Source organism: Nonomuraea sp. NPDC005692, assembly GCF_040631115.1.
Classification (GTDB): Bacteria; Actinomycetota; Actinomycetes; order Streptosporangiales; family Streptosporangiaceae; genus Nonomuraea.
In genome coordinates this window covers 120690-144759 of record NZ_JBEXYU010000030.1, presented here as the reverse complement: position 1 = coordinate 144759, position 24070 = coordinate 120690, and the positions used below count along the sequence as shown (strand labels likewise).

Here is a 24070-nt window from a genome sequence, read left to right as displayed (position 1 = left end):
TCCATCGAGATGCGCGACACCGACGAGGACGTCTTCCGCGCGGCGGAGGAACTCGGTATCGATCTGTCCCGGCGTGAGCCGAGCAGCGTGGAAGAAGTCTGAGGGGGAGATCGCACACAATGCTAGACGTCAACTTCTTCGACGAGCTCAGGATCGGTCTTGCGACCGCCGACGACATCCGTCAGTGGTCGCACGGCGAGGTCAAGAAGCCCGAGACCATCAACTACCGGACTCTCAAGCCGGAAAAGGACGGACTCTTCTGCGAGAAGATCTTCGGTCCGACCCGCGACTGGGAGTGCTACTGCGGCAAGTACAAGCGCGTCCGGTTCAAGGGCATCATCTGTGAGCGCTGCGGCGTCGAGGTGACCCGGGCCAAGGTGCGTCGTGAGCGGATGGGCCACATCGAGCTGGCCGCGCCCGTCACGCACATCTGGTACTTCAAGGGCGTGCCGTCGCGCCTCGGCTACCTGCTCGACCTGGCCCCGAAGGACCTGGAGAAGGTCATCTACTTCGCGGCCTACATGATCACGCACGTCGACACCGACATGCGTGAGCGTGACCTGCCCTCGCTGGAGGCGAAGATCTCCGTCGAGCGGCAGCACATCGAGCAGCGCCGTGACGCCGACGTCGAGTCCAGGCAGAAGAAGCTCGAGTCCGACCTGGCCGAGCTGGAGGCCGCCGGCGCCAAGGGCGACCAGCGGCGCAAGGTCCGCGAGGGCGCCGAGCGCGAGATGCGCCAGCTCCGCGACCGTGCCCAGCGCGAGCTGGACCGGCTCGACGAGGTCTGGAGCCGCTTCAAGAACCTCAAGGTCCAGGACCTCGAGGGCGACGAGCTGCTCTACCGCGAGATGCGCGACCGCTTCGGCCGCTACTTCAAGGGCGGCATGGGCGCGCAGGCGATCCAGGACCGCCTGATCAGCTTCGACCTCGACGCCGAGGCCGAGAACCTGCGCGAGACCATCCGCAGCGGCAAGGGCCAGAAGAAGGCCCGCGCCCTCAAGCGGCTCAAGGTCGTGTCGGCGTTCCTGAACACGACCAACTCGCCGCGCGGCATGGTGCTCGACTGCATCCCGGTCATCCCGCCGGACCTGCGCCCGATGGTGCAGCTCGACGGTGGCCGGTTCGCGACCTCCGACCTCAACGACCTGTACCGCCGGGTCATCAACCGGAACAACCGCCTCAAGCGTCTGCTCGACCTCGGCGCCCCCGAGATCATCGTGAACAACGAGAAGCGGATGCTCCAGGAGGCCGTCGACGCGCTGTTCGACAACGGCCGTCGCGGTCGCCCGGTGACCGGCCCCGGCAACCGGCCGCTGAAGTCCCTCAGCGACATGCTGAAGGGCAAGCAGGGTCGTTTCCGCCAGAACCTGCTGGGCAAGCGAGTCGACTACTCCGGCCGTTCGGTCATCGTCGTCGGCCCGCAGCTCAAGCTGCACCAGTGCGGTCTGCCCAAGCAGATGGCGCTGGAGCTGTTCAAGCCGTTCGTGATGAAGAGGCTCGTGGACCTCAACCACGCGCAGAACATCAAGTCGGCCAAGCGGATGGTCGAGCGCGCCCGCCCCGTCGTGTGGGACGTGCTCGAAGAGGTCATCACCGAGCACCCGGTGCTGCTCAACCGTGCTCCGACGCTTCACCGTCTGGGCATCCAGGCGTTCGAGCCGCAGCTGGTCGAGGGCAAGGCCATCCAGATCCACCCGCTCGTCTGCACCGCCTTCAACGCGGACTTCGACGGCGACCAGATGGCCGTGCACCTGCCGCTGTCGGCTGAGGCCCAGGCCGAGGCACGCATCCTGATGCTCTCGACCAACAACATCCTCAAGCCGGCCGACGGCAAGCCCGTGACGATGCCCACCCAGGACATGGTCATCGGCCTCTACTGGCTGACCACCCAGAAGGAAGGCGCGACCGGCGAGGGCCGCGTGTTCGGCTCGATCGCCGAGGCGCAGATGGCCTTCGACCGCCGTGAGCTGGAGATCCAGGCGAAGATCCAGATCCGGGTCAAGGACGTCCTGCCGCCGCGCGACTGGGTCGCTCCGGAGGGCTGGGAGCAGGGTGACCCGATCCGGCTGGAGACGACGTTCGGGCGGTGCCTGTTCAACCAGACGCTCCCCGAGAGCTACCCGTTCGTCAACTTCCAGGTGGGCAAGAAGCAGCTGTCCACGATCGTGAACGAGCTGGCCGACACCTACCCCAAGGTCGAGGTCGCCAACTCGCTCGACGCGCTCAAGGACGCGGGCTTCCGCTGGGCGACCCGCTCCGGCGTCACGATCTCGATCGAGGACGTCGTCGCGCCGCCGAACAAGACCGACATCATGGAGAACTACGAGCGCCGGGCCGACAAGGTCCAGCGCGAGTACGAGCGTGGTCTGATCACCGACGAGGAGCGCCGCCAGGAGCTCATCGAGATCTGGACCCACGCCACGGCCGACGTCGAGACCGACATGGTCAACGCCTTCCCGGCGACCAACCCGGTCTGGATGATGGTCAACTCGGGCGCCCGTGGTAACAAGATGCAGGTCCGGCAGATCGCCGGTATCCGTGGCCTGGTGTCCAACACCAAGGGTGAGACGATCCCGCGGCCGATCAAGGCATCCTTCCGTGAGGGCCTGTCGGTTCTGGAGTACTTCATCTCCACCCACGGTCAGCGAAAGGGTCTGGCCGACACCGCCCTGCGTACCGCCGACTCGGGTTACCTGACCCGTCGTCTGGTGGACGTCGCCCAGGACGTCATCGTGCGTGAGATCGACTGCGGCACCGACCGCGCGGTCCCGCTGCACGTCGGCGAGCGCGACGCGTCGGGCAACCTGGTCAAGGCGGAGAACGCCGAGTCCAACGTGCACGGCCGCATCATGGCCGAGGACGTCGAGGTCGACGGCAAGGTCATCGTCCCGGCGGGTGTCGACATCAACGACATCCACGTGACGAAGCTGGTCGAGGCCGGCGTCGAGACCGTCCGCACCCGCAGCGCGCTCGTCTGCGAGGCCAAGATCGGTGTCTGCGCGACCTGCTACGGCCGCTCGCTGGCCACCGGCAAGCTCGTGGACGTCGGCGAGGCGGTCGGCATCATCGCCGCCCAGTCGATCGGTGAGCCCGGCACGCAGCTGACGATGCGTACGTTCCACACCGGTGGTGTGGCCGGCGCCGACATCACCCACGGTCTGCCCCGTGTCACGGAGCTGTTCGAGGCGCGCATCCCCAAGGGTGTCGCCCCGATCTCCGAGGCCGAGGGCCGGGCCAGGATCGACGAGACCGACAAGACCAGGAAGATCGTCATCACCCCCGACGACGGGTCGGAGGAGATCGCCTACCCGGTCTCGATGCGTTCGCGCCTGCTCGTCCAGGACGGTCAGCGCGTGACGGTCGGCCAGCAGCTGATCGCCGGTGCGGTCAACCCCAACGAGGTGCTGCGCATCCTCGGCCCGCGGGCCGTGCAGCTGCACCTGGTGGCCGAGGTCCAGCAGGTCTACCGGTCGCAGGGTGTGTCGATCCACGACAAGCACATCGAGATCATCGTGCGGCAGATGCTCAAGCGCGTGAACGTGCTGGAGTCCGGTGACACCGACCTGCTGCCCGGTGAGCTGGTGGAGCGTCCGCGCTTCGAGCAGATGAACCGTGAGACGGTGGCCGAGAGCGGCTCGCCGGCCGCGGGCCGTCCGGTGCTCATGGGCATCACGAAGGCGTCGCTGGCCACCGAGTCGTGGCTGTCGGCGGCCTCCTTCCAGGAGACGACCAGGGTCCTGACGGACGCGGCGATCCACGCCAAGTCCGACTCCCTGCTGGGCCTGAAGGAGAACGTCATCATCGGTAAGCTCATCCCGGCCGGTACGGGCATGCCCCAGTACCGCAACATCCGGGTCGAGCCGACCGAGGAGGCCAAGGCCGCCATGTACACCGTCGGCGGTTACGACGGTTCCGCGGCCGACTACACCTTCGGCACGGGCAGCGGCGAGGCCGTCCCGCTGGAGGAGTACGACTTCGGTCAGTACAACCGCTAGCAGTTGCGCAAGCGCCGCGCCCGGGTCTCTTTCCGAAGAGGCCCGGGCGCGGCGCTTTTCCGGCCGTACGCGCTGCCGTAGACGGCCTCAGACGCCCTGCGGGGGCCGGGAAGGCCCGGGGGAGCCGGTCCTGCGGCATGACGGCCTGTGGGCCGGTTGCGGGTCTCCCTGGCGAATCGGCACACGTCGGTCCCCAGGGCCGGTATCATTGCCGCGGCGCTTCGGATGGGCTGGATGAGACAGGCCCCGGTGGCACGGAGCGGCAAAGCCGACAGGCGTTGCCGTGCCGTTTTGACGTGTCGGCTGGGCCTGGGTAGTCTTGAGCATCGTGCCCGTCTCTAGCGGGCTTTCGGCTGTGCGCTCATATCCATTGGGAGAGCGTCGGCTGGACTCTCAGGCTCGCAAGTCTCCGTGGCTGTGTCTGTGTGAATAGCGCGACACGCCCGACCGCGGGGGCGCCGAGACGAGGAAAACCAGCAGGTCATGACACCGGCAGAACCTGCGAAATGCAAGACCCAATGACGTAACACCGGCCAAGGCACGAAACGGAGTGGCAGTGCCCACTATTCAGCAGTTGGTCCGCAAGGGCCGGCAGGACAAGGTCTCCAAGACCAAGACTCCTGCCCTCAAGGGGAGTCCGCAGCGGCGCGGGGTGTGCCAGCGCGTTTACACCACCACCCCGAAGAAGCCCAACTCGGCACTGCGCAAGGTGGCCCGCGTTCGGCTCACGAACGGCATCGAGGTCACGGCTTACATCCCCGGTGTGGGCCACAACCTGCAGGAGCACTCCATCGTGCTCGTGCGTGGCGGTCGTGTGAAGGACCTGCCTGGTGTTCGCTACAAGATCATCCGCGGCTCGCTCGACACCCAGGGTGTCCGCAACCGCAAGCAGGCCCGCAGCCGCTACGGCGCGAAGAAGGAGAAGAGCTAACAATGCCTCGTAAGGGTTCTCCTGGCCGTCGTCAGCTCATGTCTGACCCGGTTTACAGCTCGCCGCTGGTGACCGCCCTGATCAACAAGGTGCTCCTCGACGGCAAGCGGTCCATCGCGCAGTCGATCGTCTACGGCGCCCTCGAAGGCTGCAGGGAGAAGACGGGCAACGACCCGGTCGTCACCCTCAAGCGCGCGCTTGACAACGTCAAGCCGACCCTCGAGGTCCGCAGCCGCCGTGTCGGTGGCGCGACGTACCAGGTGCCGGTCGAGGTGCGCGCCGCGCGCAGCACCACCCTGGCCCTGCGCTGGCTGGTGCAGTACTCCCGCGCCCGCCGCGAGAAGACCATGACCGAGCGCCTCATGAACGAGCTCCTCGACGCCAGCAACGGCCTCGGAGCGAGTGTCAAGAAGCGCGAGGACACCCACAAGATGGCCGAGTCCAACAAGGCCTTCGCCCACTACCGCTGGTAACCCGGCGGGTTCGACGAGACGACGAGGACGCGAGTTAAAGTGGCCGCTACGACCGCTCTTGACCTGGCCAAGGTCCGCAACATCGGGATCATGGCCCACATCGACGCGGGCAAGACCACCACGACCGAGCGCATCCTGTTCTACACCGGCATCAACTACAAGATCGGTGAAGTCCATGAGGGCGCTGCCACCATGGACTGGATGGAGCAGGAGCAGGAGCGCGGCATCACGATCACGTCTGCCGCGACGACCTGTGAGTGGATCGGTCACACCATCAACATCATCGACACTCCGGGTCACGTCGACTTCACCATCGAAGTGGAGCGCTCGCTCCGCGTCCTCGACGGTGCCGTCGCCGTGTTCGACGGTGTCGCCGGTGTCGAGCCGCAGTCGGAGACGGTGTGGCGGCAGGCTGACCGGTACGAGGTCCCGCGCATCTGCTTCGTGAACAAGATGGACCGTGTCGGCGCGGAGTTCCACCGCTGCGTCGAGATGATGGTCAGCCGCCTGGGCGCGACCCCCGCTGTGATCCAGCTTCCGTGGGGTGTCGAGGCCGACTTCAAGGGCGTCATCGACCTCATCAAGATGAAGGGGCTCATCTGGAGCGCCGACGCGGCCAAGGGCGAGATGTACGACACCGTCGACGTCCCGGCCGACCACGCCGACGCCGCCCGCGAGTGGCGTGACCGCCTCATCGAGACGGTCGCCGAGAACGACGACGAGCTGATGGAGCTCTTCCTGGAGGGCACCGAGCCCACCGAGGAGCAGCTGATCGCGGCCATCCGCCGCGCCACGCTGAGCAGCTCCATCAACCCGGTGCTGTGCGGCACCGCGTTCAAGAACAAGGGCGTTCAGCCCCTGCTCGACGCGATCGTCGCCTACCTCCCCGCCCCGACCGACATCCCGGCGTTCAAGGGTTACGCGGTCGGCAACGAGGAGAAGGTGATCGAGCGTCACGCGGACCCGACCGAGCCGTTCTCCGCGCTGGCCTTCAAGATCGCCAGCGACCCGCACCTGGGCAAGCTCACCTACATCCGCATCTACTCCGGCACCCTCGACACCGGTTCACAGGTCGTGAACTCGGTGAAGGGCAAGAAGGAGCGGATCGGCAAGATCTACCAGATGCACGCCAACAAGCGCGAAGAGCGCCCGCAGGCGATCGCCGGTCAGATCGTCGCCGTCATGGGTCTGAAGGACACCACGACCGGCGACACCCTTGCCGACCCGGCCAACCCGGTCGTGCTCGAGTCGATGACGTTCCCGGCTCCGGTCATCAACGTCGCCATCGAGCCCAAGACCAAGGGCGACCAGGAGAAGCTGTCCACCGCCATCCAGCGGCTGGCCGAGGAGGACCCGTCCTTCCAGGTCCGTCGTGACGAGGAGACCGGTCAGACGGTCATCTGGGGCATGGGCGAGCTTCACCTGGAGATCCTCGTCGACCGTATGCGTCGTGAGTTCAAGGTCGAGGCCAACGTGGGCCGCCCGCAGGTGGCCTACCGCGAGACCATCCGCCGCAAGGTGGAGAAGGTCGACTACACCCACAAGAAGCAGACCGGTGGTTCCGGTCAGTTCGCGCGGGTGATCATCGACCTGGAGCCGCTGGGCGAGGGCAACGACGGTTACGAGTTCCAGAACAAGGTCTCGGGTGGCCGCGTCCCGAGGGAGTACATCCCCTCGGTCGACGCCGGCGCCCAGGAGGCCGCCGAGTTCGGCGTGCTGGCCGGTTACCCGATGGTGGGCGTGAAGGTTACGCTGACCGACGGTGCCGCCCACGACGTCGACTCCTCGGAAATGGCGTTCAAGATCGCCGGCTCGATGGCCTTCAAGGAGGCCGCGCGCAAGGCGGACGCCGTTCTTCTCGAGCCGATGATGGCCGTCGAGGTCACCACGCCCGAGGACTACATGGGTGACGTCATCGGTGACCTCAACGGTCGCCGCGGGCAGATCCAGGCGATGGACGAGCGGGCCGGCGCCCGTGTCGTCCAGGCGCTCGTGCCGCTGTCTGAGATGTTCGGCTACGTGGGTGACCTGCGTAGCAAGACGCAGGGGCGCGCGAGCTACAGCATGCAGTTCGACTCCTACTCGGAGGTGCCCCCGGGCATCGCCAAGGAGATCGTCGCGAAGGCCCGGGGCGAATAGTTCCGGTCCCTGGTGGGGTGGTGCGAGCCACCCCACCGCCTAGGGGTCTGGGATCTCCCGGGCCCGAGTGTGTAGACGAAAGTCAGTCAGATTCTCAAGGAGAGAACCAGTGGGCAAGGCCAAGTTCGAGCGGACCAAGCCGCACATGAACATCGGCACCATTGGACACATCGACCACGGCAAGACCACGCTGACCGCGGCGATCACCAAGGTGCTTCACGACCGTTACCCCGAGCTCAACAAGGCGACCCCGTTCGACAAGATCGACAAGGCGCCCGAGGAGAAGGCTCGCGGTATTACGATCTCCATCGCGCACGTCGAGTACCAGACCGAGAAGCGTCACTACGCTCACGTTGACTGCCCCGGTCACGCCGACTACGTGAAGAACATGATCACCGGTGCCGCTCAGATGGACGGCGCGATCCTCGTGGTCGCCGCCACCGACGGCCCGATGCCGCAGACGAAGGAGCACGTCCTCCTGGCCCGCCAGGTCGGCGTCCCCTACATCGTCGTGGCGCTGAACAAGTCCGACATGGTCGACGACGAGGAGATCCTCGAGCTCGTCGAGCTGGAGGTCCGTGAGCTCCTGTCCGCGCAGGAGTTCCCCGGCGACGACCTGCCCGTCGTCCGCGTCTCCGCCCTCAAGGCTCTCGAGGGTGACGAGAAGTGGGCCGACAGCATCATCGAGCTGATGAACGCGGTGGACGAGAACGTCCCCGAGCCTCCCCGTGACACGGAGAAGCCGTTCCTCATGCCCGTCGAGGACGTCTTCTCGATCACCGGTCGCGGCACCGTCGTCACCGGTCGTATCGAGCGCGGCATCGTCAAGGTCAACGAGCAGGTCGACATCATCGGCATCAAGCCGGAGAAGACGACGACCACCGTCACCAGCATCGAGATGTTCAACAAGATGCTCGACGAGGGTCACGCCGGCGACAACGCCGCCCTGCTGCTCCGCGGCATCAAGCGCGACGACGTCGAGCGCGGCCAGTGCATCATCAAGCCGGGCACGACGACCCCGCACACCGAGTTCACCGGCCAGGTCTACATCCTGTCCAAGGACGAGGGCGGCCGCCACACGCCGTTCTTCAACAACTACCGCCCGCAGTTCTACTTCCGTACGACTGACGTGACCGGTGTTGTGAACCTCCCCGAGGGCACCGAGATGGTCATGCCGGGCGACAACACCGAAATGCGCGTTGAGCTGATCCAGCCCATCGCCATGGAGGAAGGCCTCAAGTTCGCGATCCGTGAGGGTGGCCGCACCGTCGGCGCCGGCCGGGTCGTGAAGATCCTCAAGTAGCTCGACCGTCGGGGCGGCGGTCGGCCCCGCACTGCAGGGCCGACCGCCGTACCGCGTCAAGGGCCTCGCGTAAAGCGCCGTGATCCAGCAGTCGCTTCGGCCATAGTGACCGAAGTAACTGCCGGATCACGGAAGAAAAGACAGATCAACAGTGTCTGTCTCGTGGGGTCACGCAGGGTCAGACCTGCAGCAACACAGCGGCACAAGGCCGCACGATACTTTTTCAGACGACAGCGAAGGACACCGAGGCCACTATGGCGGGACAGAAGATCCGCATCCGGCTTAAGGCCTATGACCACGAGGTCATCGACAGCTCGGCCAAGAAGATCGTCGAGACGGTGACGCGGACTGGCGCGAAGGTCGCGGGCCCGGTGCCGCTGCCGACCGAGAAGAACGTGTACTGCGTCATCCGCTCGCCGCACAAGTACAAGGACAGCCGCGAGCACTTCGAGATGCGCACGCACAAGCGGCTGATTGACATCATCGACCCGACCCCCAAGACGGTTGACTCGCTCATGCGGCTCGACCTCCCCGCGGGTGTCGACATTTCGATCAAGCTCTGAGGGAACGCACTGACATGGCTAAGACGATCAAGGGCGTCCTGGGCAAGAAGCTCGGCATGACCCAGGTCTTCGACGCGGACAACCGGATGGTTCCGGTGACCGTGGTCGAGGCCGGTCCGTGCGTGGTGACCCGGGTCCGCACCGCAGAGAAGGACGGCTACTCCGCCGTTCAGCTCGGCTTCGGGCAGGTCGACCCCCGGAAGGTCAACAAGCCGCTCGGCGACTACCTGCGTAAGCACGACATCACCCCGCGCCGTTACTTCGCGGAGATCCGCACCGACGACGCGAGCGACTACACCCTGGGCCAGGAGCTGCTGGCCGACACCTTCGAGGCCGGCCAGTTCGTCGACGTGACGGGCAAGAGCAAGGGCAAGGGCTTCGCCGGTGTCATGAAGCGGCACGGCTTCGGTGGTCTGGGCGCGTCGCACGGTACGCAGCGCAAGCACCGCTCGCCGGGTTCCATCGGTGGCTGCGCCACCCCGGGCCGCGTATTCAAGGGCCTGCGCATGGCCGGTCGGATGGGTAACGTCCGCACCACTGTGCAGAGCCTCAAGGTTCACTCCGTTGACGCCGAGAACGGTCTCATCCTGATCAAGGGTGCGATCCCCGGCGCGAACGGCAGCCTGGTCCTCGTTCGCACCGCTGCCAAGAAGGGGGCTGCCAAGTGAGCACCACTATTGACGTCCTCGACGCCAGCGGCGCCAAGGCCGGCACCGTCGAACTGCCCGAAGACGTCTTCGGCACGACGGTCAACGTTCCGCTGATCCACCAGGTGGTCGTGGCCCAGCTCGCCGCTCGCCGGCAGGGCACCCACAAGGCCAAGACCCGTGGCGAGGTCAGCGGTGGCGGCAAGAAGCCGTACCGCCAGAAGGGCACCGGCCGCGCCCGTCAGGGTTCGACCCGTGCGCCGCAGTTCGCCGGCGGTGGCACCGTCCACGGGCCCGTGCCGCGTGACTACTCGCAGCGCACGCCCAAGAAGATGAAGGCCGCCGCGCTCCGCGGCGCCCTGTCCGACAGGGCCGGTGGCGGTCGCGTCCACGTGGTCAGCACGTTGGTCACGGGGGAGACCCCCAAGACCAAGGCCGCCCTGGACGCCCTGCGCAAGATCACTCAGGCTCCCCGCGTGCTCGTCGTCGTCGACGAGGCCGACGAGCTGACCTGGATGAGCCTGCGTAACGCTCCCGAGGTCCACCTGCTGGACGCCGGGCAGCTCAACACCTACGACGTGCTCGTGCACGACGACGTGGTCTTCACCCAGGAGGCGTACGACCAGGTCGTCGCGCGGCTGAGCCAGGGCGGGAAGGAAGACGCCTGATGGAGAAGATCGCCGACCCGCGCGACATCATCATCAAGCCGGTCGTCTCTGAGAAGAGCTACGGCCTGATCGATGAGAACAACAAGTACACGTTCCTGGTGAAGAAGACCGCGAACAAGACCCAGGTCAAGATCGCCGTTGAGCAGATCTTCGGGGTCAAGGTCACCAGCGTGAACACCATCAACCGGACGGGCAAGCGCAAGCGCACCCGCACCGGTTTCGGCAAGCGTCCCGACACCAAGCGCGCGATCGTGAGCCTGGTCGAGGGCGATCGGATCGACATCTTCGGTCAGATCGGCTAGCAGCGCCATAGATAGGAAGCGGACCGAAAGGTCTGCGAGGGACGAGACCGTCGCATTTCGGTGCGGCGGGCTCGCCCATGTAACCGACGAAGGATGAACGAAAAAGATGGGCATCCGTAAGTACAAGCCGACGACCCCGGGTCGCCGCGGGTCGAGTGTCTCGGACTTCTCCGAGATCACCCGCAGCACTCCCGAGAAGTCGCTGCTTGCGCCCCTTCACAGCAAGGGCGGCCGGAACGTACACGGCCGGGTGACCGCGCGCCACCAGGGCGGCGGACACAAGCGCGCCTACCGGATCATCGACTTCCGTAGGCATGACAAGGACGGCATCCCGGCGAAGGTCGCTCACATCGAGTACGACCCCAACCGCACCGCCAACATCGCTCTGCTCCACTACGCCGACGGTGAGAAGCGCTACATCATCGCGCCGACCGGCCTCAAGCAGGGCGACCGAATCGAGAACGGCCCCGCTGCCGACATCAAGCCGGGCAACTGCCTGCCGCTGCGCAACATCCCGACCGGTACCTTCATCCACGCGGTGGAGCTCCGTCCGGGCGGCGGCGCGAAGCTCGGTCGATCCGCGGGCGCCCAGATCCAGCTGCTCGCCAAGGAAGGCCAGTACGCCACCCTGCGTATGCCGTCCGGTGAAATGCGCATGGTCGACGTGCGCTGCCGGGCGTCGGTCGGCCAGGTCGGCAACGCCGAGCAGGCCAACATCAACTGGGGCAAGGCCGGCCGTATGCGGTGGAAGGGCAAGCGCCCGACCGTCCGTGGTGTCGCCATGAACCCCGTTGACCACCCGCACGGTGGTGGTGAGGGCAAGACGTCCGGCGGTCGCCACCCGGTGAACCCGAAGGGCAAGCCCGAGGGCCGCACCCGCCAGGCCAACAAGTCCAGCGACCGGCTGATCATCCGTCGTCGGAGCAAGAGGAAGAAGCGGTAGGAGCAGCCGAAATGCCACGTAGCCTTAAGAAGGGTCCCTTCGTGGACGACCACCTTCAGAAGAAGGTGGACGCCCAGAACGAGAAGGGCACCAAGAACGTCATCAAGACGTGGTCGCGGCGCTCCATGATCGTTCCCGACATGCTCGGGCACACGATCGCCGTGCACGACGGCCGCAAGCACGTCCCGGTGTTCGTCACCGAGTCGATGATCGGCCACAAGCTCGGAGAGTTCGCCCCCACGCGGACGTTCCGCAGCCACGTCAAGGAAGACCGGCGCAGCCGGCGATAGACGCCTTCAGAAGCATTTAGAGGAGTAAGCGATGGAAGCCAGGGCTCAGGCGCGGTTCGTCCGTGTCACGCCCCTCAAGGCCCGCCGCGTGGTGGACCTTATTCGCGGGCTGCCCGCTTCGGAGGCGCAGGCCGTGCTGCAGTTCGCTCCCCAGTCGGCGAGCGAGCCGATCTACAAGGTGCTCAGCAGCGCCATGGCGAACGCCGAGCACAACTTCAACCTCGACCCCAGCACGCTCGTCGTGAGCCGCGCCTGGGTCGACGAGGGCCCGACGCTGAAGCGGTTCCGCCCGCGTGCACAGGGTCGCGCCTATCGGATCAACAAGCGGACGAGCCACATCACCGTGATCGTGGAATCCCGCGAGCCGAAGGGAAGGACCCGATAGTGGGCCAGAAGGTTAACCCGCACGGGTTCCGCCTCGGCATCACGACCGACTTCAAGAGCCGGTGGTACGCCGACAAGCTGTACAAGTCGTACGTCGCCGAGGACGTGGCGATCCGCCGCATGCTGCAGAAGGGCATGGAGCGGGCCGGCATCTCCAAGGTCGAGATCGAGCGCACCACGGACCGTGTGCAGGTGGACATCCACACCGCGCGTCCGGGCATCGTGATCGGCCGCCGCGGCGCCGAGGCGGACCGTATCCGCGGCGACCTCGAGAAGCTGACCAAGAAGCAGGTCCAGCTCAACATCCTCGAGGTCAAGAACCCGGAGATCGACGCTCAGCTCGTCGCTCAGGGTGTCGCCGAGCAGCTGTCCAGCCGTGTCTCGTTCCGCCGCGCCATGCGCAAGGCGATGCAGTCGGCCATGAAGTCCGGCGCCAAGGGCATCCGTGTCCAGTGCGCGGGTCGTCTGGGCGGCGCCGAGATGTCGCGGTCGGAGTTCTACCGTGAGGGTCGCGTGCCGCTGCACACCCTCCGCGCGGACATCGACTACGGCTTCTACGAGGCCCGTACCACCTTCGGCCGCATCGGCGTGAAGGTCTGGATCTACAAGGGCGAGGCTCCGACCAGCCGCGCCGAGCGTGAGGCGGCTGCCGCCGGCGCTCGTGCCGGCCAGCGTCGCGAGCGTGACGACCGTCGCGGTGGCGGCGGCGACCGTCCGCGTCGTGGCGGCGGTGACCGTCCGCGTCGTGGTGGCGGCCGTGGCGACCGCGCCCCCCGTACCGAGGCAGCTTCGCAGGCTGCCCCTGAGACCGGCCCGGCTGCGCAGCCGGGTGCTGAAGGGAGCTGACCATGCTGATCCCGCGCAGGGTCAAGCACCGCAAGCAGCACCGGCCTGACCGCAGCGGAGCCGCCAAGGGCGGCACCAGGGTCGTGTTCGGCGAGTTCGGCATTCAGGCTGTTGAGCACTCCTACGTGACCAACCGCCAGATCGAGTCCGCTCGTATCGCCATGACCCGTCACATCCGCCGTGGCGGCAAGGTGTGGATCAACATCTACCCCGACCGTCCCCTCACCAAGAAGCCGGCCGAGACCCGCATGGGTTCCGGTAAGGGTTCGCCGGAGTGGTGGATCGCCAACGTCAAGCCCGGACGCGTGATGTTCGAGCTGTCCGGCGTGGCGGAGTCGGTCGCGCGTGAGGCGCTCACCAGGGCGATCCACAAGCTGCCGATGAAGTGCAAGATCGTTAAGCGTGAAGTGGGTGAGGCGTGATGGCTAAGGGCCTGACCGCCGGCGAGCTGCGAGTGGAGGACCAGGACACTCTGGTCCAGAAGCTCAAGGAAGCCAAGGAGGAGCTGTTCAACCTCCGCTTCCAGGCAGCGACCGGTCAGTTGGAGAGCCACGGGCGGCTGCGCGCCGTCCGCCGCGAGATCGCCCGTATCTACACCGTGATGCGCGAGCGTGAGCTCGGCATCGTCACGGTCGAGAAGGAGACGAGCGATGGCTGAGACCGAGACCACCGGAACCACCGAGGCGAACGACGCGCGGAACTTCCGCAAGGTCCGTGAGGGCCTGGTCGTCAGCGACAAGATGGACAAGACCGTCGTCGTCGCCGTCGAGGACCGCGTCAAGCACCGTCTGTACGGCAAGGTCATCCGCCGTACGACCAAGTACAAGGCGCACGACGAGGCCAACGCCTGTGGCGTCGGCGACCGCGTGCTCCTCATGGAGACCCGCCCCCTCTCCGCCACCAAGCGGTGGAGGGTCGTGGAGATCCTCGAGAAGGCCAAGTAAGGCCCTTCTCGGATATACCGCGCCTCGTGGGGGCCTCAGGGCCCCCATGACGGCGTCCAAGGACGCGAGGTCCTCCGGGCCTCGCGTCGCCTGCGGTGCGGCCCCTTCGTGGACTGTGGCCGTGGGAACAAGACAACGACAGGTTCCGCCAGGCTCAGCAATGAGAACCGGCGCGACTAACAGGAGTTCAAGTGATCCAGCAGGAGTCGCGGCTCAAGGTCGCCGACAACACTGGTGCGAAGGAAATCCTTTGCATCCGTGTTCTCGGTGGCTCGGGCCGACGCTACGCCGGTATCGGCGACATCATCGTCGCCACTGTCAAGGACGCGCTGCCGGGCAGCACGGGCGTCAAGAAGGGCGACGTGGTCAAGGCCGTCGTCGTCCGCACGGTCAAGGAGCGCCGCCGGCCCGACGGCTCCTACATCCGCTTCGACGAGAACGCCGCCGTCATCATCAAGGACAGCGGTGACCCTCGTGGCACTCGTATCTTCGGCCCGGTCGGCCGCGAGCTGCGCGACAAGAAGTTCATGCGCATCATCTCGCTCGCCCCGGAGGTGCTGTAATGCCGAAGCTGCATGTGAAGAAGGGTGACCTGGTTCAGGTCATCGCCGGCAAGGACAAGGGTGCCAAGGGTCACGTCATCGCCACGTACCCGCGCGAGGACCGCGTGGTGATCGAGGGCGTCAACATGATCAAGAAGCACACCAAGGAGTCTCTCCAGGGTCCGCGTGGCGCCAAGACCGGCGGCGTGCAGACGATGGAGGGTCCCATCCACGTGTCCAACGTGAAGAAGCTCAAGGACGAGAAGCCCGCCGACAAGAAGGCCGACAAGGCCGAGGAGACGGGTGAGGACAGCTGATGACCGCCACGACCACTGAGACCGAGCGCCCGACGCCGCGACTCAAGACGAAGTACCGCGAGGAGATCGCGGCCCAGCTTCGCGAGCAGTTCGGCATCGAGAACGTCATGCAGATCCCGGCCCTGACCAAGATCAAGGTCAACATGGGTGTCGGTGAGGCGGCTCGCGACTCCAAGCTCATCGAAGGCGCCGTACGCGACCTCACCGTGATCACCGGCCAGAAGCCGGCCGTCGTCCGGGCGCGCAAGTCCATCGCGCAGTTCAAGCTGCGTGAGGGCATGCCGATCGGCGCGCACGTCACGCTGCGCGGCGACCGTATGTGGGAGTTCCTCGACCGCCTGCTGGCGCTGGCGCTGCCCCGTATCCGGGACTTCCGCGGCCTGTCGCCGAAGCAGTTCGACGGCAACGGCAACTACACGTTCGGTCTGACCGAGCAGGTCATGTTCCACGAGGTCGACCAGGACAAGGTCGACCGCCCGCGGGGCATGGACATCACGGTCGTGACCACCGCGACGAACGACGACCAGGGCCGGGCGCTGCTGAAGCTCCTCGGCTTCCCGTTCAAGGAGGCCTGATCCAATGGCGAAGAAGTCGCTGATCGCCAAGGCGGGGCGCAAGCAGAAGTTCGAGGTCCGGGCCTACACCCGGTGCTCGCGTTGCGGTCGTCCGCGCGCGGTGTACCGCAAGTTCGGTCTGTGCCGCGTGTGCTTCCGCGAGATGGCGCACCGGGGCGAGCTGCCCGGCATCACCAAGTCGAGCTGGTAGATACTCTGGGGGGCGGCTCCGCGTCGTCCCCCGGGGTCCATGTTCAGAAGAAGACAGGACGCTTCGCGTCCATGACCGCGCCGAAGGTCCACCGGCAGAGCGCTGCTTGGCCGACTGGAAACCGCGGCGAGGAAGGCCACTGGCCATGACGATGACCGACCCGATCGCAGACATGCTGACGCGTCTGCGTAACGCGAACTCGGCGTACCACGAGAGCGTGTCGATGCCGTATTCGAAGATCAAGGCGCACATCGCCGAGATCCTCCAGCAGGAGGGCTACATCCAGTCCTGGGCCGTCGAAGACGCCAAGGTTGGAAAGAACCTCGTGGTGGAGCTCAAGTTCGGGCCTACCCGTGAGCGTTCGCTCGCGGGCCTGCGCCGGGTTTCCAAGCCCGGTCTGCGGGTTTATGCAAAGAAGGACAACCTGCCTCGAGTTCTGGGCGGACTGGGCGTCGCGATCATCTCGACGTCCGCCGGTCTCATGACCGACAAGCAGGCCGGCAAGCGTGGCGTGGGCGGCGAAGTCCTCGCCTACGTCTGGTAGAGGGGAGGAACACAGCATGTCGAGAATCGGACGGCTGCCCATCCCTGTGCCCAGTGGCGTAGACATCACGATCACCGGCCAGGATGTCCAGGTCAAGGGCCCGAAGGGCACGCTTTCTCACAAGGTCGCGGACCCGATTACGGTCGGTCGTGACGACGACGGCGCCATCGCCGTCTCCCGGCCCAACGACGAGAACAAGGTCCGTGCGCTGCACGGCCTGTCCCGGACGCTGATCGCCAACATGGTGCAGGGCGTCACCCAGGGGTACACGAAGTCCCTGGAGATCGTCGGCGTCGGTTACCGCGTCCAGGCCAAGGGCCCGACGCAGCTGGAGTTCTCGCTGGGCTTCAGCCACCCGGTCATCGTCGACGCCCCCGAAGGCGTCTCCTTCCGCGTCGAGAAGCCGACCCTGTTCCACGTGGACGGCATCGACAAGCAGAAGGTCGGCGAGGTCGCGGCCAACATCCGCAAGTTGCGCAAGCCTGACCCGTACAAGGGCAAGGGCGTGCGTTACCAGGGCGAACAGATCCGCCGCAAGGTCGGAAAGGCTGGTAAGTAGGCATGGCTCCGAAGACTGCGTTCAGCAAGCACACGGCTGCCCGCACCGTCTCGCGGGCTCGCCGTCACCGCCGCGTCCGCAAGTTCGTCGTCGGTACGGCCGAGCGTCCGCGCCTGGTCGTCAACCGTTCGACCCGTCACATGTTCGTCCAGATCGTGGACGACTCCGTCGGTCACACGCTGGTGAGCGCCTCCACCATGGACGCCTCGCTGCGCACGCTCGAGGCCGACAAGACGGAGAAGGCCAAGAAGGTCGGCGAGCTCCTCGCTCAGCGGGCCAAGGAAGCCGGGATCACCAAGGTCGTCTTCGACCGCGGTGGCAACCGCTACGCCGGTCGCATCGCGGCTCTGGCGGACAGCGCCCGCGAAGGCGGGCTGGAATTCTGATGGCAACTGAGAAGAGGAACCACTGATGGCTGCAGCTCCGCGTCGCGGTGGCGGCACCGGTGGCGAGCGGCGGGACCGTCGTGACGATCGCCGCGGTGGCGCCGCCGACAAGGGCGTCTCGTACATCGAGCGCGTAGTGAAGATCAACCGAGTGGCCAAGGTCGTGAAGGGTGGTCGTCGCTTCAGCTTCACCGCCCTCGTCGTCGTCGGTGACGGCAACGGCCTGGTCGGCGTCGGTTACGGCAAGGCCAAGGAAGTCCCCGCGGCCATCGCCAAGGGCGTCGAAGAGGCCAAGAAGCACTTCTTCAAGGTGCCCCGCATTCAGGGCACCATCCCGCACACCGTGCAGGGCGAGGAGGCGGCCGGTGTCGTCTTCCTGCGTCCGGCGTCGGCCGGTACCGGCGTCATCGCCGGTGGCCCGGTGCGCGCGGTCCTGGAGTGCGCCGGCATCCATGACGTGCTGTCCAAGTCGCTCGGCTCGGACAACCCGATCAACATCGTGCACGCCACCGTGGCGGCTCTGAAGGGCCTTTCCCGCCCCGAGGAGATCGCCGCCCGCCGTGGCCTGCCGATCGAGGACGTGGCTCCGGCCCGGATGCTCAAGGCTCAGCGCGAGGGCATCGCCGAGGCCGCGGCCGCGAAGGCGGTGAGCTAGTCATGGCACGCCTGAAGATCACTCAGGTTCGCTCGAAGATCGGTGGCAAGCAGAACCAGCGTGACTCGCTGCGTTCGCTTGGCCTGAAGCGAATCGGCGATGTCGTCGTCAAGGAGGACCGTCCCGAGATTCGCGGGATGGTGTCCGTGGTGACGCACCTCGTCGAGGTGGAAGAGGTCGACTAGTCATGACTGACAAGGCTCCGCTCAAGATTCACGACCTGCGTCCTGCTCCGGGTGCCAACAAGTCCAAGATCCGCAAGGGTCGTGGCGAGGCTTCCAAGGGTAAGACGGCCGGTCGCGGCACCAAGGGCAGCCACGCCCGTACCACGGTTCCCCTCGGCTTCGAGGGTGGCCAGGTGCCGCTGCAGAGGCGTCTGCCGAAGCTCAAGGGCTTCTCCAACGCGCTGTTCAAGACGACCTACCAGGTCGTCAACCTGGACAGGCTCGGCGAGCTGTTCCCCGAGGGTGGCGACGTCACCGTCGAGGCCCTGGTGGCCAAGGGCGCCGTTCGCAAGAACCAGCTCGTGAAGGTGCTCGGCACCGGCGAGATCTCCGTCGCTGTGAACGTTACGGCTCACGCCTTCTCGTCCGCCGCGAAGGAGAAGATCGCCGCCGCCGGTGGTTCCGTTACCGAGCTGTAGCTCCGCTATGACGAGGCGTGGGGGTTCCGACAATGGGCCCCCACGCCCTTAGTGCGTTAGAGTTCGGCGAGACGGCAGGATTCTGTCCGGCTCGTTTGACTTGAGACTTGACATGGCAGATCCCCGCACCACCGCATACTCACATCGCCATAAAGGCGCGCAGGAGGGACCGTGCTGACCGCGTTTACCCGGGCGTTCCGGACACCGGACCTGCGCAAGAAGTTGCTCTTCACCCTGGGCATCATCGCGCTGTTCCGTCTCGGCTCGGTTCTTCCGACTCCGGGAGTTCACGTCCAGAACCTCGCGGCCTGTTTCGATCAGGCCCGTAACGGAGCCACCGGCAACATCTATGGGATGGTGCAGCTGTTCAGTGGTGGTGCGCTCCTGAAGCTGTCGGTGTTCGCGCTGGGCATTATGCCGTATATCACCGCGAGCATCATTCTCCAGCTGCTCGTCGTGGTGATTCCACGTCTTGAGGCTCTCAAGAAGGAAGGCCAGGCGGGTCAGGCCAAGATCACGCAGTATACGCGTTATCTGACCATCGGCCTCGGCGTCCTCCAGTCGACCGCCTTCATCGCGCTCGCGCGGTCCGGTCAGCTGTTCCCCAACTGCCAGCAGTCCGTCCTGCGTGACCCCGACGACGTCTTCGGCATCGTCACGATGGTCATCATCATGACGGCCGGCACGTCGGTGATCATGTGGCTCGGTGAGCTCATCACCGACCGCGGTGTCGGCAACGGCATGTCCATCCTGATCTTCACGCAGGTCGTCGCGGTCTTCCCGTCCGAGCTGTCCAACATCTTCCAGGCGAACAAGTTCACCTTCGCGGTGGTCCTGGTCGTCGGTGTCTTCATGATCGCGGCTGTGGTCTTCGTCGAGCAGGCGCAGCGCCGCATCCCGGTCCAGTACGCCAAGCGCATGGTGGGCCGCAGGATGTACGGCGGCACCTCGACGTACATCCCGCTCAAGGTCAACCAGGCCGGCATCATTCCGGTCATCTTCGCCTCGTCGCTGCTCTACCTGCCGCAGCTGCTGACCTCGCTCTTCCCGACGTCGAACAACGCGGTCGTCCAGTGGATCTCCCAGTACCTGGTCAGGGGCGACCACCCGGTCTACATGATCACGTTCTTCGTGCTGATCGTCTTCTTCACGTACTTCTACGTGTCGATTACGTTCAACCCCGCTGAAGTCGCCGACAACATGAAGAAGTACGGTGGGTTCATTCCGGGCATCCGTCCCGGCCGTCCGACGGCTGAATACCTGAACTTCGTGCTCACCCGTCTGACCGCGCCCGGCGCGCTCTATCTGGGTCTGATCTCCATGATCCCGATCGTCGCGCTGGCGGTGGCCGGGGCTAGCCAGAACTTCCCGTTCGGAGGGACGAGCATTCTGATCATGGTTGGTGTCGGCCTGGACACGGTGAAGCAGATCGAGAGCCAGCTCCAGCAGCGTAACTACGAAGGTTTCCTGCGGTAGTGCGTCTCGTTCTCGTCGGGCCCCCCGGAGCGGGTAAGGGGACACAGGCCCAGTACATCGCATCGAACCTGTCCATCCCGAAGATCTCGACAGGTGACATCTTCCGTGCCAACGTCTCGGGCGGCACGGACCTCGGCAAGCTGGCCAAAACCTACATGGACCGTGGCGATCTCGTGCCCGACGAGGTCACCATCGCCATGGTCCGCGACCGACTGTCCGAGGACGACGCGCAGGACGGGTTCCTGCTCGACGGCTTCCCGAGGAACGTCGCGCAGGCGGAGATCCTGCGCGACATGCTCAAGGACTGGGGTCTGGAGCTCGACCTGGTGCTGGAGCTGGTCGTGGACGACGACGAGGTCGTCCGGCGGCTGGCGGGGCGGCGCACGTGCAGTCAGTGCGGCCGTATCTGGCACGTGGAGTTCGACGACAAGAAGGACGACAAGTGCGACGCCTGCGGCGGCGCGCTGTTCCAGCGGGACGACGACAAGGAAGAGACCGTCAGGCACCGCCTGGAGGTCTACCAGGAGCAGACCGCGCCGCTGGTCTCGTACTACGTCGACGAGGGCATCCTCGTGGGCGTCGACGCGACCGGGCCGGTCGAAGAGGTGACGCAGCGGGCCATGGAGGCGATCCGCCCGTTCCTGGGATGACGCCGGACACGATCTCCTGCGAAGGTGGCACGGATATCCGTGCCACCTTGCTTTTTTGTGTGCGGCTATTGTGGGGGAATTAGGGCTCCCACGAGGCCCGTCAGAAACCCCGGGGGGTGCCGAACAATGTTCAAGAGAAACCGACACGGAATCCAGATCAAGTCGCCCGAGCAGCTGGAGAAGATGCGGGCCGCCGGCCTGGTCGTCGGGCGCACGCTCGATCTGCTGAAGCGCTCCGTCGAGCCCGGCATGACGCCGCTCGACCTCGACTCCATCGCCGAGAAGGCGATCAGGGACGAAGGCGCGGTCCCGTCGTTCAAGGGTTACCAGGGCTTCCCCGCGACGATCTGCGCGTCCGTCAACGACGAAGTGGTGCACGGCATCCCCTCGGACGCCCGCAAGCTGCGTGAGGGCGACGTCATCTCCATCGACTGCGGCGCGATCCTGGAGGGCTGGCACGGCGACTCCGCCGTCACGGTGCCGGTCGGCGAGGTCGACCCCAAGCTGACCGAGCTGATGCGGGTCACCGAGGAGGCCATGTGGCGCGGCATCGCCGCGCTGAAGGTCGGCCGCCACCTGTCCGACATCGGCTACGAGATCGAGCGCTACGTCAAGTCCCAGGGCCGCTTCGGCATCCCTCAGGAGTACGGCGGGCACGGCATCGGCACCGAGATGCACATGGACCCGTGGATCGCCAACCACGGCAAGCCGGGCCGGGGCCCGCTGCTGGAGGAGGGCATGTGCCTGGCCATCGAGCCCATGGTGAACCTCGGCACCGAGCGCACCCGCGTGCTGTCCGACGACTGGACGGTCGTGACGATCGACGGGAAGGCCTCGGCGCACTTCGAACACAGCGTCGCGGTGACACATAATGGTCCTTGGGTGCTTACCGCCCTGGACGGTGGCGAAGAGCGCCTGAGTCACCTTCAGCCCTGACCCCCGGGAGTGGTGGAATGGCGAACAGCCCCGAGATGCGTGCCTCGGACGTCGACCGCGACCGGGTCGCCGCCATCCTCCGGGAGCACACCGCGCAGGGCCGCATCACGATGGACGAGTTCAACGAGCGGCTCGAAGAGCTGTACAAGAGCAAGACCTACGGTGACCTGGCCAAGCTGACGGCCGACCTGCCCGACGTCGACCTGCGCCACCGGCCGGCCAAGCCCGAGGCAGTGCCCGCGACGCGCGGCAACCTGCATCCGGGCATGCGGGCGGCCTGGGGCGCCTGGGCCGCGGCCAGCGCCGTCAACTGGGTGATCTGGCTGATCGTGAGCGTCTCGTCCGGCCACATGATCTATCCGTGGCCGCTGTGGGTCATGGGGCCCTGGGGCGCGATCCTGCTGATGAGCACGATCTTCGGGAACGGGCCGAAGCGCAGTTAGCCCCAGAGCCGTATGTGCCGTAATGCACTGTGTGTATTCCTCCGCAGTGCGTGACGGCGCTGGTTCCTAGCGTGAGCCGTGTCGGGAACACGACTCACGGAGGAATCAGATGCGCAAGGTCCTCGCAGCCGCCGCCCTCGCCGGCTCGATCGCCGTCACCGGGCTCGCCGTCGCCCCCGCCGCCCAGGCGGCCTCGTCCGGCGGGTGGGGCACGTTCTACTCGGCCAACCACAAGGCGTCCACGCACGGCAACACGTACCGGTCGCACGGCAAGGTCTACACCCACTGGTACGGCAAGGAGTCCACGCCGAAGTTCGGCTACGTGTGGTTCCGGTACTACGCGAACGGAAGCTGGCACCAGTTCTCCAGGAAGTGGGACGGGAGCCACGACGAGACCTGGTCCGGCCGGGGGATCAAGAAGATCTACACCTGGACGTGCTGGGGCGGCCCGTCCACGTACTGCGGTGACCGGCACCGCGTCTACTAGGAGCACCCGCGAAGGGCCCGCCGGTCCGCCCGGCGGGCCCTTCGGCGTACGGTCGAAGGAGTGCGGGCCGTGGGGTAGACTCTTACATGGTTGTGTCAGGACACCTGGCACGCGTTTCGCGTTTTGGGCTCAGGTGTCGTACACTCCTTAGTCGGCTCACTATGACTTACACGCGTCGGCGGTCTTTGCCGATCGCCGCTCTCTTCGAAGCGTGAGGTCGCGGCTGCTTAGTGAACCGGAGCCTCAGACGACCGATCAGTGAAACGCGAGGGATTTTGGCCAAGAAAGACGGCGCCATCGAGATCGAGGGCACTGTGGTTGAGTCGCTCCCGAACGCCATGTTCCGGGTGCAGCTCGACAACGGCCATAAGGTCCTGGCCCATATCAGCGGACGGATGCGGATGCACTACATCCGAATTCTGCCGGACGACAGGGTAGTCGTTGAACTGAGCCCCTACGACCTGAGTCGCGGGCGGATCGTCTACCGATACAAGTAAGACGTCTGAGGAACACGAAGGACAATGAAGGTAAAGCCGAGCGTCAAGAAGATCTGCGACAAGTGCAAGGTGATTCGCCGGCACGGTCGCGTCATGGTGATCTGCGACAACCTGCGCCACAAGCAGCGTCAGGGTTAGTCGTACGCAAGGTTTCTCCGAGTCCGCCCCGAATTAGGGAGCGGGCTCGACGCATGAGGAGCCCGCGACAGTAATCGCGTCTCACACCTGGGCAGGCGGAGCATTCCGTACCTCTCAGGAGACCCCCGGTCGGAGGCCGGGGCCCTCACCCCGGGCATGGGGAGGGGTAGTGCGGCGCAAGACCTCCGCCCAAAAGAAGGAGAATGCCCGACCATGGCTCGCCTGGTTGGCGTCGACCTCCCCCGCGAGAAGCGGCTGGAGATCGCTCTCACCTACATCTACGGAATCGGCCGCACCCGCGCCCAGGAGATCCTCCAGGCGACCGGTGTCAGCGGCGACCTCCGCGTGCACCAGCTCTCCGACACCGAGCTCGTCCCGATGCGTGACTACATCGAGGCGAACTTCAAGATCGAGGGTGACCTGCGCCGCGAGGTCCAGGCCGACATCCGTCGCAAGATCGAAATCGGTTGCTACCAGGGCATCCGGCACCGCAAGGGCCTTCCGGTCCACGGTCAGCGCACGCAGACCAACGCGCGTACCCGTAAGGGCAAGAAGAAGACCGTCGCCGGTAAGAAGAAGCCCGGTAAGAAGTAGTCCACAGCCG

The 24070-nt window shown here is 65.9% G+C and carries 34 protein-coding genes; all 34 read left to right on the top strand.

What is annotated here, in order from left to right:
- Nucleotides 1–119: 119 nt before the first annotated feature.
- The 34 genes from ABZ459_RS41125 to rpsM all read left to right on the top strand — a co-directional run bounded on the left by ABZ459_RS41125 (nucleotide 120) and on the right by rpsM (nucleotide 24060).
- Entirely contained in the window at nucleotides 120–3995 is a 3876-nt protein-coding gene (locus ABZ459_RS41125) for a DNA-directed RNA polymerase subunit beta' (RefSeq protein WP_357982792.1), read from the top strand.
- 556 nt (nucleotides 3996–4551) lie between these two features.
- A complete protein-coding gene (gene rpsL / locus ABZ459_RS41120; RefSeq protein WP_020542315.1) occupies nucleotides 4552–4926 on the top strand; it encodes a 30S ribosomal protein S12 in 375 nt (124 codons plus the stop codon).
- Between the two features lie 2 nt (nucleotides 4927–4928).
- Nucleotides 4929–5399, top strand: coding sequence for a 30S ribosomal protein S7 (rpsG, locus tag ABZ459_RS41115; RefSeq protein ID WP_043623423.1), 471 nt, complete (start codon nucleotides 4929–4931; stop codon nucleotides 5397–5399).
- Nucleotides 5400–5438: 39 nt separating this feature from the next.
- Complete coding sequence (fusA, locus tag ABZ459_RS41110; RefSeq protein WP_357982788.1) at nucleotides 5439–7538, top strand: elongation factor G; 2100 nt, start codon at nucleotides 5439–5441, stop codon at nucleotides 7536–7538.
- Between the two features lie 109 nt (nucleotides 7539–7647).
- Complete coding sequence (gene tuf / locus ABZ459_RS41105; RefSeq protein WP_125644684.1) at nucleotides 7648–8841, top strand: elongation factor Tu; 1194 nt, start codon at nucleotides 7648–7650, stop codon at nucleotides 8839–8841.
- 254 nt (nucleotides 8842–9095) lie between these two features.
- Nucleotides 9096–9404, top strand: coding sequence for a 30S ribosomal protein S10 (gene rpsJ / locus ABZ459_RS41100; RefSeq protein ID WP_012887830.1), 309 nt, complete (start codon nucleotides 9096–9098; stop codon nucleotides 9402–9404).
- Between the two features lie 14 nt (nucleotides 9405–9418).
- Entirely contained in the window at nucleotides 9419–10072 is a 654-nt protein-coding gene (gene rplC / locus ABZ459_RS41095) for a 50S ribosomal protein L3 (protein WP_138694761.1), read from the top strand.
- Nucleotides 10069–10719 carry a 50S ribosomal protein L4 gene (gene rplD, locus ABZ459_RS41090; RefSeq protein ID WP_357982785.1) on the top strand — a complete coding sequence of 217 codons (651 nt, stop codon included), beginning with the start codon at nucleotides 10069–10071 and terminating at the stop codon, nucleotides 10717–10719. Before rplC ends, rplD begins: the two co-directional genes overlap by 4 nt.
- The gene (gene rplW, locus ABZ459_RS41085) at nucleotides 10719–11021 is read left to right on the top strand and encodes a 50S ribosomal protein L23 (protein WP_352327250.1); all 303 of its coding nucleotides are present in this window, start codon (nucleotides 10719–10721) and stop codon (nucleotides 11019–11021) included. The genes rplD and rplW overlap by 1 nt, the downstream gene beginning before the upstream one ends.
- Before the next feature lie 106 nt (nucleotides 11022–11127).
- On the top strand, nucleotides 11128–11964 hold the full coding sequence (gene rplB / locus ABZ459_RS41080; RefSeq protein WP_125644676.1) for a 50S ribosomal protein L2: 837 nt from the start codon (nucleotides 11128–11130) through the stop codon (nucleotides 11962–11964).
- A gap of 11 nt (nucleotides 11965–11975) precedes the next feature.
- Nucleotides 11976–12254 (top strand): 30S ribosomal protein S19, encoded by a 279-nt coding sequence (gene rpsS / locus ABZ459_RS41075; RefSeq protein WP_030451498.1) that lies wholly within the window; start codon nucleotides 11976–11978, stop codon nucleotides 12252–12254.
- 31 nt (nucleotides 12255–12285) lie between these two features.
- Nucleotides 12286–12639, top strand: coding sequence for a 50S ribosomal protein L22 (gene rplV, locus ABZ459_RS41070; protein WP_080043235.1), 354 nt, complete (start codon nucleotides 12286–12288; stop codon nucleotides 12637–12639).
- Nucleotides 12639–13484, top strand: a complete 846-nt coding sequence (rpsC, locus tag ABZ459_RS41065; RefSeq protein WP_352362898.1) for a 30S ribosomal protein S3 — start codon at nucleotides 12639–12641, stop codon at nucleotides 13482–13484. The genes rplV and rpsC overlap by 1 nt, the downstream gene beginning before the upstream one ends.
- A 2-nt stretch (nucleotides 13485–13486) precedes the next feature.
- The gene (gene rplP, locus ABZ459_RS41060) at nucleotides 13487–13906 is read left to right on the top strand and encodes a 50S ribosomal protein L16 (RefSeq protein WP_125644673.1); all 420 of its coding nucleotides are present in this window, start codon (nucleotides 13487–13489) and stop codon (nucleotides 13904–13906) included.
- The gene (gene rpmC / locus ABZ459_RS41055) at nucleotides 13906–14142 is read left to right on the top strand and encodes a 50S ribosomal protein L29 (RefSeq protein WP_080047279.1); all 237 of its coding nucleotides are present in this window, start codon (nucleotides 13906–13908) and stop codon (nucleotides 14140–14142) included. Before rplP ends, rpmC begins: the two co-directional genes overlap by 1 nt.
- Entirely contained in the window at nucleotides 14135–14428 is a 294-nt protein-coding gene (gene rpsQ, locus ABZ459_RS41050) for a 30S ribosomal protein S17 (RefSeq protein ID WP_357982781.1), read from the top strand. The genes rpmC and rpsQ overlap by 8 nt, the downstream gene beginning before the upstream one ends.
- Nucleotides 14429–14619: 191 nt before the next feature.
- Nucleotides 14620–14991 carry a 50S ribosomal protein L14 gene (gene rplN / locus ABZ459_RS41045; RefSeq protein WP_090769698.1) on the top strand — a complete coding sequence of 124 codons (372 nt, stop codon included), beginning with the start codon at nucleotides 14620–14622 and terminating at the stop codon, nucleotides 14989–14991.
- 8 nt (nucleotides 14992–14999) lie between these two features.
- Complete coding sequence (gene rplX, locus ABZ459_RS41040; protein ID WP_352327499.1) at nucleotides 15000–15287, top strand: 50S ribosomal protein L24; 288 nt, start codon at nucleotides 15000–15002, stop codon at nucleotides 15285–15287.
- Nucleotides 15287–15862, top strand: coding sequence for a 50S ribosomal protein L5 (rplE, locus tag ABZ459_RS41035; protein ID WP_357705909.1), 576 nt, complete (start codon nucleotides 15287–15289; stop codon nucleotides 15860–15862). Before rplX ends, rplE begins: the two co-directional genes overlap by 1 nt.
- 4 nt (nucleotides 15863–15866) lie before the next feature.
- A complete protein-coding gene (locus tag ABZ459_RS41030; RefSeq protein ID WP_020542298.1) occupies nucleotides 15867–16052 on the top strand; it encodes a type Z 30S ribosomal protein S14 in 186 nt (61 codons plus the stop codon).
- Between the two features lie 145 nt (nucleotides 16053–16197).
- Nucleotides 16198–16596, top strand: coding sequence for a 30S ribosomal protein S8 (gene rpsH / locus ABZ459_RS41025; protein ID WP_125644666.1), 399 nt, complete (start codon nucleotides 16198–16200; stop codon nucleotides 16594–16596).
- Between the two features lie 16 nt (nucleotides 16597–16612).
- Nucleotides 16613–17155: a 50S ribosomal protein L6 gene (rplF, locus tag ABZ459_RS41020; protein WP_357982778.1), complete on the top strand. Its 543-nt coding sequence runs from the start codon at nucleotides 16613–16615 to the stop codon at nucleotides 17153–17155.
- A gap of 2 nt (nucleotides 17156–17157) precedes the next feature.
- Nucleotides 17158–17541: a 50S ribosomal protein L18 gene (gene rplR / locus ABZ459_RS41015; RefSeq protein ID WP_125644663.1), complete on the top strand. Its 384-nt coding sequence runs from the start codon at nucleotides 17158–17160 to the stop codon at nucleotides 17539–17541.
- 25 nt (nucleotides 17542–17566) lie between these two features.
- On the top strand, nucleotides 17567–18196 hold the full coding sequence (gene rpsE / locus ABZ459_RS41010) for a 30S ribosomal protein S5 (RefSeq protein WP_049572667.1): 630 nt from the start codon (nucleotides 17567–17569) through the stop codon (nucleotides 18194–18196).
- Between the two features lie 2 nt (nucleotides 18197–18198).
- On the top strand, nucleotides 18199–18381 hold the full coding sequence (gene rpmD / locus ABZ459_RS41005) for a 50S ribosomal protein L30 (protein ID WP_080043226.1): 183 nt from the start codon (nucleotides 18199–18201) through the stop codon (nucleotides 18379–18381).
- Between the two features lie 2 nt (nucleotides 18382–18383).
- Nucleotides 18384–18839: a 50S ribosomal protein L15 gene (gene rplO, locus ABZ459_RS41000; protein ID WP_352327492.1), complete on the top strand. Its 456-nt coding sequence runs from the start codon at nucleotides 18384–18386 to the stop codon at nucleotides 18837–18839.
- Nucleotides 18840–19010: 171 nt separating this feature from the next.
- Nucleotides 19011–20315 carry a preprotein translocase subunit SecY gene (gene secY / locus ABZ459_RS40995; RefSeq protein ID WP_357982773.1) on the top strand — a complete coding sequence of 435 codons (1305 nt, stop codon included), beginning with the start codon at nucleotides 19011–19013 and terminating at the stop codon, nucleotides 20313–20315.
- Nucleotides 20315–20965 (top strand): adenylate kinase, encoded by a 651-nt coding sequence (locus ABZ459_RS40990; protein WP_357982770.1) that lies wholly within the window; start codon nucleotides 20315–20317, stop codon nucleotides 20963–20965. Before secY ends, ABZ459_RS40990 begins: the two co-directional genes overlap by 1 nt.
- Before the next feature lie 126 nt (nucleotides 20966–21091).
- Nucleotides 21092–21901: a type I methionyl aminopeptidase gene (gene map / locus ABZ459_RS40985; RefSeq protein WP_357982767.1), complete on the top strand. Its 810-nt coding sequence runs from the start codon at nucleotides 21092–21094 to the stop codon at nucleotides 21899–21901.
- 17 nt (nucleotides 21902–21918) lie between these two features.
- Nucleotides 21919–22344: a DUF1707 domain-containing protein gene (locus ABZ459_RS40980; protein ID WP_357982764.1), complete on the top strand. Its 426-nt coding sequence runs from the start codon at nucleotides 21919–21921 to the stop codon at nucleotides 22342–22344.
- Between the two features lie 109 nt (nucleotides 22345–22453).
- A complete protein-coding gene (locus ABZ459_RS40975; RefSeq protein ID WP_357982761.1) occupies nucleotides 22454–22831 on the top strand; it encodes a hypothetical protein in 378 nt (125 codons plus the stop codon).
- A gap of 275 nt (nucleotides 22832–23106) precedes the next feature.
- Nucleotides 23107–23328: a translation initiation factor IF-1 gene (infA, locus tag ABZ459_RS40970; protein WP_012887858.1), complete on the top strand. Its 222-nt coding sequence runs from the start codon at nucleotides 23107–23109 to the stop codon at nucleotides 23326–23328.
- Nucleotides 23329–23352: 24 nt separating this feature from the next.
- Complete coding sequence (rpmJ, locus tag ABZ459_RS40965; protein WP_003956441.1) at nucleotides 23353–23466, top strand: 50S ribosomal protein L36; 114 nt, start codon at nucleotides 23353–23355, stop codon at nucleotides 23464–23466.
- Between the two features lie 213 nt (nucleotides 23467–23679).
- Complete coding sequence (gene rpsM / locus ABZ459_RS40960; RefSeq protein ID WP_125644650.1) at nucleotides 23680–24060, top strand: 30S ribosomal protein S13; 381 nt, start codon at nucleotides 23680–23682, stop codon at nucleotides 24058–24060.
- The last annotated feature ends 10 nt before the right edge of the window (nucleotides 24061–24070 follow it).

Coding starts and splice junctions, on each gene's coding strand:
- ABZ459_RS41125 (WP_357982792.1), top strand. CDS start 120: ATGCTAGACGTCAACTTCTTCGACGAGCTCAGGATCGGTCTTGCGACC.
- rpsG (WP_043623423.1), top strand. CDS start 4,929: ATGCCTCGTAAGGGTTCTCCTGGCCGTCGTCAGCTCATGTCTGACCCG.
- rpsJ (WP_012887830.1), top strand. CDS start 9,096: ATGGCGGGACAGAAGATCCGCATCCGGCTTAAGGCCTATGACCACGAG.
- rplC (WP_138694761.1), top strand. CDS start 9,419: ATGGCTAAGACGATCAAGGGCGTCCTGGGCAAGAAGCTCGGCATGACC.
- rplW (WP_352327250.1), top strand. CDS start 10,719: ATGGAGAAGATCGCCGACCCGCGCGACATCATCATCAAGCCGGTCGTC.
- rplB (WP_125644676.1), top strand. CDS start 11,128: ATGGGCATCCGTAAGTACAAGCCGACGACCCCGGGTCGCCGCGGGTCG.
- rpsS (WP_030451498.1), top strand. CDS start 11,976: ATGCCACGTAGCCTTAAGAAGGGTCCCTTCGTGGACGACCACCTTCAG.
- rplV (WP_080043235.1), top strand. CDS start 12,286: ATGGAAGCCAGGGCTCAGGCGCGGTTCGTCCGTGTCACGCCCCTCAAG.
- rplP (WP_125644673.1), top strand. CDS start 13,487: ATGCTGATCCCGCGCAGGGTCAAGCACCGCAAGCAGCACCGGCCTGAC.
- rpmC (WP_080047279.1), top strand. CDS start 13,906: ATGGCTAAGGGCCTGACCGCCGGCGAGCTGCGAGTGGAGGACCAGGAC.
- rpsQ (WP_357982781.1), top strand. CDS start 14,135: ATGGCTGAGACCGAGACCACCGGAACCACCGAGGCGAACGACGCGCGG.
- rplE (WP_357705909.1), top strand. CDS start 15,287: ATGACCGCCACGACCACTGAGACCGAGCGCCCGACGCCGCGACTCAAG.
- ABZ459_RS41030 (WP_020542298.1), top strand. CDS start 15,867: ATGGCGAAGAAGTCGCTGATCGCCAAGGCGGGGCGCAAGCAGAAGTTC.
- rpsH (WP_125644666.1), top strand. CDS start 16,198: ATGACGATGACCGACCCGATCGCAGACATGCTGACGCGTCTGCGTAAC.
- rplF (WP_357982778.1), top strand. CDS start 16,613: ATGTCGAGAATCGGACGGCTGCCCATCCCTGTGCCCAGTGGCGTAGAC.
- rplR (WP_125644663.1), top strand. CDS start 17,158: ATGGCTCCGAAGACTGCGTTCAGCAAGCACACGGCTGCCCGCACCGTC.
- rpsE (WP_049572667.1), top strand. CDS start 17,567: ATGGCTGCAGCTCCGCGTCGCGGTGGCGGCACCGGTGGCGAGCGGCGG.
- rpmD (WP_080043226.1), top strand. CDS start 18,199: ATGGCACGCCTGAAGATCACTCAGGTTCGCTCGAAGATCGGTGGCAAG.
- rplO (WP_352327492.1), top strand. CDS start 18,384: ATGACTGACAAGGCTCCGCTCAAGATTCACGACCTGCGTCCTGCTCCG.
- map (WP_357982767.1), top strand. CDS start 21,092: ATGTTCAAGAGAAACCGACACGGAATCCAGATCAAGTCGCCCGAGCAG.
- ABZ459_RS40980 (WP_357982764.1), top strand. CDS start 21,919: ATGGCGAACAGCCCCGAGATGCGTGCCTCGGACGTCGACCGCGACCGG.
- ABZ459_RS40975 (WP_357982761.1), top strand. CDS start 22,454: ATGCGCAAGGTCCTCGCAGCCGCCGCCCTCGCCGGCTCGATCGCCGTC.
- rpmJ (WP_003956441.1), top strand. CDS start 23,353: ATGAAGGTAAAGCCGAGCGTCAAGAAGATCTGCGACAAGTGCAAGGTG.
- rpsM (WP_125644650.1), top strand. CDS start 23,680: ATGGCTCGCCTGGTTGGCGTCGACCTCCCCCGCGAGAAGCGGCTGGAG.